The following is an 8,590-nucleotide window of genomic DNA, read 5'->3' on the forward strand; positions in this document are numbered from 1 at the left end:
GCCTCCCCCCTGTGCGGGGGGGCGCTGAGGCGGGGCCGCCGCCACCCCCCCCCCACCCCCGCCGCCCCCCCGCCCGCCGCCCCCCCGGGCGGGGCGGGGCGGCGCGCGGGGGCCGCGTCAGCAGACGAGGAAGTCCGCCTCGCCCGCCTTGGCGCCCTGGACGAACGCGATGATCTCGCTGCGGGTGTAGATCAGCGCCGGACCGTCCGGATCGGTCGACTGGCGGATCGCGACCCGGCCGTCGTCCAGCTTCATGGCTTCGACGCAGTTGTCGCCGCTCCACGGCTTCTGCCAGCCCTCGCTGCCGAGGTCGCTCGCGCGCATGCCGTTGTGAATGCGATCCATTCCGATCAGACCTCCTTGCGGAAATCCCGCAGGATTTCCTTTGTGCGTTGTGCGGTTGCCGCCTGGGCCGCCATGCGGTCCATGGCCTCCAGATGGGAGGCCACCTCGATGCGCTCATCCAGATAGACGGCGCCGGTCAGGTACTCGACGTAGACCAAGTCCGACAGTTCGGGTACAGCGAAGCGGAAGAGGACGAACGGCCCATAGGTGCCCGGATGGTGCCCGGAGGAGAACTCCGAGATCTGCAGCGTGATGTGCGGCATCTCCACGGCCTCCAGCAGCCGGTCGACCTGCTGTCGCATCACCGCCGCCGAACCCACCCGCCGGCGCAGCACCGTCTCGTCCATCACCACCCACAGCCGGGGCGGATCCCGCCGGGTGAGCAGGCCCTGCCGCTCCATGCGCAGCGCCACATGGCGCTCCGCCTGCCGGGGACCGGCCTGGCCGACCGCGCCGGTCTGCATGACCGCGCGGGCGTAGTCCTCGGTCTGGAGCAGTCCGGGCACGAAGTGCGGCTCGTACGCCCGGATCATCTCGGCCGCGCCCTCCAGGCTCACGTGGACGCTGAACCAGTCCGGCAGGATGTCGTGGAACCGTTGCCACCAGCCGGGCTTGTTGGCCTCCTCGGTCAGGGTGATGAACGAGTCGAGCTCCTCACCGGTGATCCCGTAGGTGTCCAGCAGCATCTGCACATACGGGACCTTCAGCGCGACCTCGGCGGTCTCCATGCGGCGGATGGTGGCCGGCGCCACCCGCAGCACTTTGGCCGCCTCGTCCCGCTTGAACCCCGCCTTCTCCCGCAGATCCTGCAGCCTCTTGCCGAGGACGACCTGACCCACGGTCGGCGCCGACCGCGGTTCGCTCACCTGAATCCCTCCCTGACCTCCCCAGCGCTGATGTTCGCAGTGTGCCATGGCCAGTGCGGAACGGACACATTGCACTGACGACTCTGCACAATTCAGAGTGACGCTTGCCAAGTGTCCCCGGCGATGCGCATAGTTGCGGCATGATCCCGTTACCGCGCTCCGCCGCGGCGACCGCAGGCACCATCGGCCCGACCTCTGTGAAGTGCCCCTAGATGACGTACGCCTTCGCCGGTGCGCTGACCGGCCTCGTCCGCGGCCGGTTCGGCCGGCGGGGATTCCGTGCGGTGTCCGGCCGCCACCGCCTTCAACTGCCTTCGGCGCTGCGGACGGACCGGGCCTACGACGCGGTGGGGATCGCCGAGCGGCACGGCCCCGGGGTGATGGCCCTGCTGCCCCGGGCGGGATGTGTGCTCACCGGCGCCGGGTGCTGGTGGTGGATCGTGCCGCCCCATTCGGACGTCGGGGTCGACTGGCCCGCACCGGCCGTCTACGCGGCCGGCGCCATGGTGACCGGCCCGCCCGGGCGGCGGACCGGCCCCACGGGGAGGGAGGAGCCCGGTGTGGTGCACTGGCCGGGCGACGGGGAGCCGTACACCCATCCCCTGCTGCTGCACATCGCGATCTGCGCGGCGGCCGGGGTCTCCCCGGCCTGGCCGGGCGACGAACGGATGCGTCGGTCATGACCTCGGCGCCGGGGCCCGGTCATGCCGTCGAGTCGTCCTGGAGGTACGCCGCGGGGCGCGGATAGCGCTGCAGCGCCGGGGTCTGGCCGGTCGGGTCGTCGTCCTGCTCGCTGAGGGGAACGACCGCCGCTGCCGCCGCCGCGGCCTTCAGCTCGGCGGGGTCGTAGGTCATGGCCTGCGTCCGCTCCATCGGCGTCGGCTCGGGTATTCCCGTGTCCTGCTGCCCGTAGACCGGGATCTGGTCGATCGTCGTCTCCTCGGGCCGGGTCTGGACGTACGCCGCCGTCCCCTGCCCCTGGAGACCCTGGACCTGGGCCATCGGCATCTGGGGGGTCTGCGCCTGGGCGCCCTGGTACGGCGCGCTCTGCGGCTGGGGCGCCATCTGCATCAACGGCGCCTGGACCTGCGGCGCCTGGCCCTGGGCCGGCTGCAACTGCGGGGCCTGGAACAGCTGCGCGGGCACCTGCTGCGGAATCTGCGGCTGCGCGGCCTGGACCATCTGGGGCTGCGGCAGCGCGGCCGGGGCCTGGTACAGGGGCGGCTGGGCCGGGGGCGTGGCGACATACGCGGGCGACAGCTCCGGCAGCGGCTGCTGCTGGACGTACCCCGGCGAGGCACCCGTGCCCGCGCCCGCGAAGGACGCTTGTCCGTACGGGTCGCCGGCGACGCCCTGCGGGGCCGGGAGGGCGGCCGCGGAGTACATCGGCTGGGGCTCCTGCGCCATCGGCGCCGCGGGCAGCTGGGGCGGCTGCTGGTAGGAGTAGTCCATGAACTGCGCCTGCGAGGGTGCGGACCCCAGGGCCCCCATGGCCCCTGAGGACCCCGCGTATCCCGAGGACCCCGCGTACCCCGAGGGCAGCGACTGCTGCTGGTCCCAGCTGACTTGCGGAGCGTAGAAGGACGTCCCGTACAGCACCGTGCTCAGCCCGGTCAGCAGCCGCTGCACATCCGGCTGGGAACGCACCACCAACCGCATGAACTGGCTGCTGCTGCCCAGCTTGTTGCCGCATTCGCGCACCAGCACACCGTGCTGGGACAGCAGTTGGTCACGGACCCAGCCGCCGTCCGTCCCGGCCGGCAGCTTGACGAAGACGAAGTTGCCCTGGGAGGGGTAGACCGTCATCCCGGGCAGTCCGGCCAGCTGGGTGGTCATCTGCTGCCGGTCGTGGCTGAGCATGCGCAGGCTCTCCACGTACTCCTGCCGGTACCGCTTCAGCATGAAGACGATGACCTCGGCGAAGGAGTTGAGGTTCCACTTCGGCAGCCGGGAGCGGATCTGCACGGCGAGCGACGGATTGGCCACCAGATAGCCGAAGCGCACCCCGTGCAGCCCGAAGTTCTTGCCGAGGCTGCGCAGCACGATCACATTCGGGCGCAGGATGGCCTCGTCCACGACGCTCGGATACGCCTCGGCGTCCGCGAACTCCAGGAAGGACTCGTCGATCACGATCAGGTCGAGGTCGGCCAGGGCGTCCATGATGCCGATGAGGGCCTGGCGGGACACCAGCCCGCCGTCGGGGTTGTTGGGATTGCAGATCACGGCGACCCGGGAGCCCCGGGAGCGTACGAAGTTGACGAAGGCGTTGGGGTCGAGTGCGAATCCGCTCATTTCCGGGAGCTGGAACATATCGACCCGTTTGCCGGTCTCCATCGGCTGGTCGGTCCAGCGGCCGAAGGTGGGAATCGGCACCGCCAGGCTTTCCTTCACCAGCAGATGGTCGATCCAGGTGATGAGCTCGGTCGAGCCGTTGCCCATCGCCATGGTCTGCGGCTGCAGCCCGAGCACATCGGCCAGTTCGGCGGTGATGGTCTCCGCGGAGCTCGGGTAGTGGGTGAGGATGTCCCGCAGCCTGACCGCCATCACGGCGAACATCGCGGGGGTGGGGAAGTACGGGTTGCAGGGGATGCAGAAGTCCACGAGCTCCTGTCCGCCACCCGTGACCCCGGCGCGGTTGAGCGCGAAGAACGACGGGCTGTGGGCGGTGCCACGGAAAAGCTCCATGGCATCACCGGTATTGCCGACTGCGGCAACAGTCACGGCGGGACCTCCTCGGTCGCATGGCCCGCGTCGACGCACTGACACGGCCGTTGCGGCTCGTCCCTCGAGCCTGACGCATGATCTCTCGAAGCCGGGGCGGGCGAGGATTTTCGTGGGGGTTGTGAAGACTTCCGGGACACATGCTCCGGTCTTCGAATAGAATTCCGCCTCTTGCCCCTTGAGAATGTCGCGCGGCCTTCAGACCGTATCCTCCGGCGGGCGTTCGCCATCGGCCTCGGTGGTGCGGTGCTGTTCCGCTACCCAGACCGCCACCTGCGCACGCGAGGTGAAACCCAGCTTGCTCAAAATGTGCTCGATATGGCCCTCGGCCGTGCGCTGGGCGATGACCAGGGACGAGGCGATCTCCTTGTTGCTGAGCCCCTGCGCGACCAGCTTCGCGATTTCGGACTCCCGGGGCGTCAGCGGCGACGGCCGTCCGCCCGCCGCCGTCTCCCCGCTGGGCAGTTCGTCCTCCAGCGCGTACTCCAGCGCCTCCGCGTAGGACAGCCGGGCGCCCTGTTTGCACGCCGCGTTGAAGGCCGGTTTGCCCAGGGCCCGCCGCACCGCCGCCTCGCACTCCTCGTGGTAGTGGACGAGGTGCCCGTAGCCGGAGAGCGGGGCGCCGATGGCGTGCCAGAGGGTCCCCAGGGCGCCCAGCAGCCTGGCCGCCCGCGGGTGGTCCTGTTCGGTTGCCGCGATCCAGGCCAGCACCTCGAGGTTGACCCCGACGCCCAGTGGGTCGTCCAGCGAGCGGTTGAACGTGAGGCTCTCCTTCTCCAGGGCGGCCGCCCTGGAGGTGTCGCCCTGGCGCCAGACGTCCACGCCGAGCGCCATCATCGTGTAGGCCCGGTGCCAGCCCTCCCCGTACGCGTCGCACACCTCCAGCGACTCCTCGCCCAGGGCGATCGCGCCCGTTGAATCGCCGATGAAGGAGTGCGCGAGCGAGAGCCGGATGAGCGCCAGGGCCAGCCCCACCGGATCGCCGATCGCGCGATGGCGGGACACGGCCTCCTCGTAGAGCGCGATCGCGGACCGGGTCTCGCCCCGGTACATGGCGACCATGCCGGAGTAGAGCGCGGTGTAGGCGAGCACGGGGTCCAGGCCCAGCCGGGTCCCGATGGACCGGCTCTCCTCGAGCATGGCCGCGGCGGCGTCGGTGTCGGACTGGATGATGGCCAGCCAGCTGTCGGTCCACAGGGCCCGCGCCCGTGCCCCGGTGGGTTCGGCGCACACCGCCAGGGCCTGGTCCAGCCAGCGGCGGCCCTCGCCGAGGTAGTAGCTGGTGATCCAGTGGTAGAGCAGGTCGGCGGCCATGTCCAGACCGCAGACGGTCTGCCCGGGCTCGGCCAGGCAGCTCTCCAGGGCGGTGCGCAGATTGGCGTGCTCCAGATGGAGCCGGGTGAACCACTGCACCTGGGCCGGTCCGAAGAGCGCCGCCCGCGCGTCCGCGGCGAGCCCGCGGTAGTAGTCGCGATGGCGCCGCAGCCGTACGGCCTCCTCCCCGGAGGCGGCCAGCCGCTCATGGCCGTATTCGCGCAGCGTGTCCAGCATCCGGTAGCGCACCGACGTCCGGTGCTCCTCCCTGAGCAGCACCGACTTGTCCACCAGCTCGGCCACCAGGTCCAGGATCTCCTCGCGGTCGATGCCCTCGCCCGAGCAGACCGCCTCGGCCGCCTCCAGGTCCAGGCTTCCGGCGAACACCGAGACCCGGGCCCACAGCAGCCGCTCCCGCTCAGTGCACAACTCATGGCTCCAGTCGATCAGCGCCCGCAGCGTCTGATGGCGGGGGAGAACCGTCCGGGAGCCGGTGGTGAGCAGCCGGAACCGGTCGTCCAGCCGGTCCAGCAGCTGCCGCACGGACAGGGCGCGCAGCCGTACGACCGCGAGCTCGATGCCCAGCGGGATGCCGTCCAGCCGGCGGCAGATCAGCTCGACCGCGTCCCGGTTGTCCTCGTCGAGCTGGAATCCGGGAACGATGGCCGCGGCCCGCTCGACGAACAGCCGTACCGCATCGCACCGCGCGAGCGTCGCGAGGGAGGGCCGTGGACCCTCGGGGTCCGGCAGCCCCAGGGTGGGGACGGCCAGGCTCTGCTCACCGGCGGTGCCCAGCGCCTGACGGCTGGTGGTCAGGAGCCGCAGCCGGGGGGCCGCGCGCAGCAGCCGGTCGGCGAGCCGGGCGCACTCCTCCAGCAGGTGTTCGCAGTTGTCGAGGACGATCAGGGCCTGCCGGTCCCGCAGATGGTCGACGAGGATGTCCATCGCCGGGCGGGAGGAATGGTCGCGTATCTCCAGCGCCTCGGTGACGCCCTGGGCGAGCAGCGTGGGGTTGTCCAGCTCGGCGAGTTCGGCCAGCCAGACCCCGTCGGGGAAGGCCCGGCGCGCCTCGTCCGCGACCCGCAGCGCCAGCCGGGTCTTCCCGACCCCGCCGACCCCGGTCAGAGTGACCAGGCGGGACGCGGACAGCATCCGCTTGACCTCGGCCGCCTCCTGCCGACGTCCCACGAAACTCGTCACCTCGGCCGGCAGCCTGACTGTCTGCCGCCCGGTCGGGGTGCCTGTCGCCACCGCACCCATCGATGCCTCGCACCGGCCTCGGGCGGACGGGACCTGTGCCCGCACGGACCCGAAGCCCTGTTTTCAGGCTATGCCCGGGCCGGGGGCCGCCGCACCCACCCCGGGGCGGTCGGCGGGCGCGTTCACCGATGGTGAGCGGCGGTCGCCCGGCCGTGACCGCCCCGGCGGGGGAGGGGAGCGAGACGGGTACCGATGCGGGGATATCTCCCCTCGCCGTGTCCGGCCGCGCCCGGCCAAAATGGTGGCCTCGGTGAGTTCCGCCGCCTCCTATGGCGGAAGATCGAAGGTTCGGACCATGTGCCTCCACCAACCCCAATGTCCACCCGCCGACGCGCCGGATCACGATTCGGCGCGCCCGGTGGCGTCCCACCCGGAGCAGGGATGGAGCCTGCTCTGCAACGGAGTGGTGATCTTCGCGGACACGGGTGAAATCCTTCCCGACGGGCGCGCCATCCCCGCCCCCCGGACCAGCCCCGACCTCTCACCGTGAACGCCGCAACCCTCGCGAACGGCTCCCCGATGAGCACCGCGCGCCGCCCCGACACGGCGCCTCCCGCCACCAGCGGTGGGACGTCCTGGCTGCTTCCCTCCGAGCCGTCCTCGGTGCCGACGGCCCGGCGGCTGGCGCTCGCCCAGCTGTCGGCGTGGACGCTGCACGACTTCGCCGACGACGCCGAACTGCTCGTCAGTGAGCTGGTCACCAATGCTTTGCGGCATGCGGGCGGGCCGATCCGCCTGACGCTCTCCCTGTGCTCCGTCGACCGCGCCTTCCGCTGCGAGGTGGCGGACGAGGCCCCCGGGCAGCCCCGGGTGCGCCGGGCGTGCGGCGATGACGAGGGCGGGCGCGGACTCCACCTGCTGGATCTGCTCTCCTGCTGCTGGGGCTCCATCCGCACGGCGGCGGGCAAGGTCGTCTGGTTCGAGCTCCACCCGCCTGCCATCGCCCTGGAGGCCGCCCTGGAAGCGGCCCGAATGACCCCGTGATCGTTTGCCGACGAAGGGAGATGCCAATAGACGACTTCACGTCTCGTACCCACACAGTGATACCGAACGGCCCGGAGACGGGAAGGTGAACGCCCTCACCACGCCTTCTGTCTCCGGGCTTCGCTGATCGCGTTCCGGGCCCGGCCGATCGGGGTCCGGACTTCACCGATCGGACTCCGGACGGGATGACCGATCGGGATTGCCTGACGACTGATCGGGATTGATCGTCGTCATTGCGCTCGTGTAATCTGCTGATCGCGTCAGCAGCACACCTTTCCGAAATTCTTCGCATTCTGTGGCTCGAGGAGGCTGCGTGGTGGACCGGAAAACGGATTCCGGTTTACCCGGCGCGCTGATCGGACGCACCGCCGAACTCGCCGCGCTGACCGCCCACGCGGAGGCCGCCCACAGCGCCCGCTCCGGTCTGGTGGTTCTGTCCGGTCCGGCCGGAATCGGCAAGACCAGCCTGCTGCGCGCCTTCCTCGACAGCGACGCCTGCCGGAAGATGACCGTGCTCTACGGTGCCTGCGGTGAAGTGGTGGCCGGCGCCGGATACGGCGGCGTACGCGCCCTCTTCGGAAGCCTCGGACTCTCGGCCGAGGACGCCCAGGACTCCCCGCTGCTGCGCGGCAGCGCCCGCCGCGCCCTCCCCGCGCTCAGCCCCCGCCCCGGCGAGGAGGGGCCGCCCACGGCCGCCAGCGTCTACCCGGTGCTGCACGGCCTGTACTGGCTCGCCGCCAACCTGATGACCCAGGGCCCCCTCGTGCTCGTCCTGGACGATGTCCACTGGTGCGATGAGCGCTCCCTGCGCTGGATCGACTTCCTGCTGCGCCGGGCCGACCAGCTGCCGCTGCTGGTGGTGCTCGCCCAGCGCAGCGAGGAGGAACCGGTCGCCCCCGCGGCCCTGGCGGACATCCTCGCCCAGCCGCGCTCCGCGGTGATCCGCCTCGACCCGCTGACCGACGCCGAAGTGGCCGAAATGGCCCACCAGGTCTTCGCCGCCCCCGTCGCGCCCTCCCTGGCCCACCGGTGGGGCCCCCCCACGCCGGGGGCCCCCCCGCGACCACCCCCCCCGGAGGGGCCCGGCGGGGGGCGCAGCG

At 71.3% G+C, this 8,590-nt stretch carries 8 protein-coding genes; 4 read left to right on the forward strand and 4 right to left on the reverse strand.

Annotated elements, in window-relative coordinates:
- Window positions 1-117: 117 nt before the first annotated feature.
- Together ACFXB5_RS45495 and ACFXB5_RS45500 are read right to left on the reverse strand one after the other, a co-directional pair.
- The gene (locus ACFXB5_RS45495; RefSeq protein ID WP_201847661.1) at window positions 118-345 is read right to left on the reverse strand and encodes a DUF397 domain-containing protein; all 228 of its coding nucleotides are present in this window, start codon (window positions 343-345) and stop codon (window positions 118-120) included.
- Between the two features lie 5 nt (window positions 346-350).
- Window positions 351-1,211: a helix-turn-helix transcriptional regulator gene (locus tag ACFXB5_RS45500; RefSeq protein WP_201847659.1), complete on the reverse strand. Its 861-nt coding sequence runs from the start codon at window positions 1,209-1,211 to the stop codon at window positions 351-353.
- A gap of 212 nt (window positions 1,212-1,423) precedes the next feature.
- On the opposite strand from ACFXB5_RS45500, the gene ACFXB5_RS45505 reads away from it, so the two are divergent.
- Complete coding sequence (locus ACFXB5_RS45505; RefSeq protein ID WP_385219821.1) at window positions 1,424-1,894, forward strand: hypothetical protein; 471 nt, start codon at window positions 1,424-1,426, stop codon at window positions 1,892-1,894.
- A 19-nt stretch (window positions 1,895-1,913) separates the two neighbouring features.
- On the opposite strand, the gene ACFXB5_RS45510 is transcribed toward ACFXB5_RS45505, so the two are convergent.
- The gene (locus tag ACFXB5_RS45510) at window positions 1,914-3,932 is read right to left on the reverse strand and encodes an aminotransferase class I/II-fold pyridoxal phosphate-dependent enzyme (RefSeq protein ID WP_385219823.1); all 2,019 of its coding nucleotides are present in this window, start codon (window positions 3,930-3,932) and stop codon (window positions 1,914-1,916) included.
- Between the two features lie 198 nt (window positions 3,933-4,130).
- Window positions 4,131-6,434, reverse strand: a complete 2,304-nt coding sequence (locus ACFXB5_RS45515) for an ATP-binding protein (protein ID WP_385219825.1) — start codon at window positions 6,432-6,434, stop codon at window positions 4,131-4,133.
- A 367-nt stretch (window positions 6,435-6,801) separates the two neighbouring features.
- Between ACFXB5_RS45515 and ACFXB5_RS45520 the strand changes: the two genes are divergently transcribed.
- The 3 genes from ACFXB5_RS45520 to ACFXB5_RS45530 form a co-directional block, all read left to right on the forward strand.
- A complete protein-coding gene (locus tag ACFXB5_RS45520) occupies window positions 6,802-6,996 on the forward strand; it encodes a DUF5999 family protein (protein ID WP_385219826.1) in 195 nt (64 codons plus the stop codon).
- Entirely contained in the window at window positions 6,993-7,490 is a 498-nt protein-coding gene (locus ACFXB5_RS45525; RefSeq protein ID WP_385219828.1) for an ATP-binding protein, read from the forward strand. Before ACFXB5_RS45520 ends, ACFXB5_RS45525 begins: the two co-directional genes overlap by 4 nt.
- A 313-nt stretch (window positions 7,491-7,803) precedes the next feature.
- Window positions 7,804-8,590: AAA family ATPase (locus ACFXB5_RS45530; RefSeq protein WP_385219830.1), on the forward strand; the 787-nt coding region annotated here is incomplete at its 3' end.

The organism is Streptomyces sp. NPDC059455, from assembly GCF_042750115.1.
Lineage (GTDB): Bacteria > Actinomycetota > Actinomycetes > Streptomycetales > Streptomycetaceae > Streptomyces > Streptomyces endocoffeicus.